A 2,942-nucleotide genomic window follows, 5' to 3' on the forward strand; every position below is an offset into this window, starting at 1 on the left:
TGCTTTCCTTTAAAATGATTCATCGTCATTCCTCCTGCTATCTTTTTCTATTATTCTACCTTATTTGATAGTAGATTTAAAACTTTGCAACAGAACCATAGTTTTCGTGCTGGTCGTCGCAGCTACACAATTTTCCAAGTTGGGAAAGCGACCTTGCTACGTGTGAGTGACGTCATGAAATTAAAAAAAACAGATGTCTTTAATCTTGATGGAACAGTCAAACAAACTGCATTTATTCATGATCAAAAAACTGGTAAGGGAAATACGTTATATTTAAAACCTGTCCAACAAGATTTAATGATTTATCATGCATGGCTCATCCAACAAAACATGAATTCAGAGTGGTTATTTCCTTCAACTTCTCGTCCTGATCGTCCTATTACCGAGAAACAGTTTTATAAGATTATGGCACGAGTTGGTGATCTTTTAGGAATTAACTATCTAGGAACGCATACCATGCGTAAAACAGGCGCTTATCAGGTCTATACCCAGTCAAACTATAATATTGGTTTAGTGATGCATTTATTAAACCATTCAAGTGAAGCCATGACCTTAACGTATCTTGGATTAGATCAAGCTAGTCGAGAAACGATGTTAGACCAAATTGATTTTGGGTAATGAATGTTTAGAACTTAGTAGTCGTCCAAAAACGACTACTTTTTTTGTTGAATCGTCCAAGGACGATTCGATGCTTTTGACTTGTAAGAACAGAATTGAATGAAGCCATACTGTTCGCATATTTTTAGTGGATGAACAAACAAAATACGAGAGATTTTTTGTTCGTTCATCCAAAAAGAGGGACGATTTCGGAAGAAGAAAATCGTCCCTCTTTTTCTTCTTTTTGTATGACAAAAAGAAAGATCTTTTGCCCATTTTATTTTTATAAAATGGGTAGGTGGCGTTTGCGTAAAGCAAATCGACACACTCCAAAGGGGATAAAAGGGGAAAGTGAAACTTCCCCCTTTTCAAGCCACATTGTAATACAAGAACGAAGTGCTTTGTATTACAATGTGATAGCTTGCAGTATTTATGGTTTTATATGGTCTATTTTGTTGTGAGGATTGTAACCGAATAGGGCGCAATGCTTATTACAAAATCAATGACAAAGGGCGATTGAGGAATGAGCGCTGAGGCATTTTATCTTTGAGGAAGTTCTTGATGGATCAGAAAAATATATCACAAATTGAAACAAAGACTCACTCATTTAAGAGATGCTACTATCATGAAATTTTGTTGTTGCGATAAGCAACTTCTGATACACGATTTTTAGCCATTACATCACTCGTTTTTAGAGTGATGTGTAAGTGCGCATTGCACATTGCACTCTTTTTTTACGAAACAAGCCGACCAGCGTTTGAAACTTTTTAGTTTTTCATCATTCTATTTTAAAACGTTCTAAAACTCGATTTAAGCGACTTTAATTCGAAACTGTCTATTTTGTTCAAAGGGAGCATTAAGAATGCTTAAACGAGCTTTTAAGTGGGTTTAAATTGATTTTGAATTGAATAGCTTGTTGTAAGTTGTAAAAAAACAAGTTAAACAAAGTATCGGTTTTCCATTTAAGGGTTGTTAGGGCTTGCCCTGACCGTCTGTAAGACGCTTGATTGCATGATATGAGTATTTAGCTAGTCAAACAGTTAAAACAGCTTATATGAGCAATTAGAGGGAATCCAATAAATTCCTAAAAGTGGTTTTGATCTTTTCTTTTAGCGAGTGAACGAAGTGAACGCTGCAAGTAAAATGTGAGCGTGGTTTTCGCTCACTCCTTTTTTTGATGACTTTGACCTTTGGTTTTAAATTTTTGAAAAAAATAAAAAATAGGCGAAGCCTATATTTATTTATCTTATATATTTTAATCTTTTATATCTTTTGCGTGGAAAAAAAGTCAGTGTTTTCAATGTAATTCGAGTTTATAGGTGTAGAAAAAACTGTGTATAGGTGTAGAAAAAACTGTGTATAGGTGTAGAAAAAACTGTGTATAGGTGTAGAAAACATTTGAAATACTACACTTGTTTTGATATAATAAAAACATGAAGAAAAAACTTTTTGCAGAGCATTTCTTCATGCTTAACCAAAATCACTCACAAAGGAGCAATTACTATGTCTATTATACCAAATAACAATGAATTAAACGAGAAAAAGGTGGTTTATCCCTTGAAAGAAATCGAAAAACGAAAAATCGTGGAGCATAACGACCTCATCACATCCGTTGCCAAAATGGATAAAGTTCCTTTAAAGATTTTTGAATTAGCCGTATCTTGTATTGATACGGACAATCCACCCAAAGACCATACGATTTTATTATCAAAGACTGAACTATTTGCTTTTTTTAAAGTATCTGACAACGACAAGCATAGTCGCTTTAAAGAAGCCATTGAAAAAATGCAAAAGCAAGCTTTTTTTCAGATTAAAGAAGTTAAGGGAAAAGGTTATAACATGAAAAGTATTGTTCCTATCCCTTTTGTAGAATGGAATAGCTACAATGACGAAGTAAAAATAGAATTTCATCGTGAAATTATGCCTTATTTGATTGAGCTGAAAGAAAAATTCACGCAATATGCTTTGTCTGACCTTGTAGACTTAAATAGTAAGTACAGCATTATTCTTTATAAATGGTTGTCTATGAATTATAACCAATACGAGCATTACAGCAATAAGGGAGGACGGCGAGCCGAACAAGTGGAAAGCTACCGCAATCCCTCAATATTGGTTAAAGAATTGAGGATAATGTCTGATACCGTCAATGAGTATAAAGACTTTAGAAATTTTGACAAATGGGTGCTAAAAAAACCAATAGAAGAAATTAACAAATATACCTCTTTTAATGTGTCTTATGACAAGATTAAAAAAGGGCGTTCGATTGATTCTATTGTCTTTCATATCACGAAGAAACCAGTCGCACGAAATGACTTCTACAAGCTGGAAGAACAAGACCCTATTTA

At 34.0% G+C, this 2,942-nt stretch carries 1 protein-coding gene and 1 pseudogene; both read left to right on the forward strand.

Features of this window, described 5'->3' with window-relative positions; translation table 11 throughout:
* Nucleotides 1-99: 99 nt before the first annotated feature.
* Nucleotides 100-618, forward strand: a pseudogene (locus tag CDIMF43_RS00405) (site-specific integrase); the annotation flags it as partial.
* Nucleotides 619-2,100: 1,482 nt separating this feature from the next.
* Nucleotides 2,101-2,942 (forward strand): replication initiation protein (locus tag CDIMF43_RS00420; protein WP_109840888.1); only part of this gene is annotated, 842 nt, incomplete at its 3' end.

The organism is Carnobacterium divergens, from assembly GCF_900258435.1.
Lineage (GTDB): Bacteria > Bacillota > Bacilli > Lactobacillales > Carnobacteriaceae > Carnobacterium > Carnobacterium divergens_A.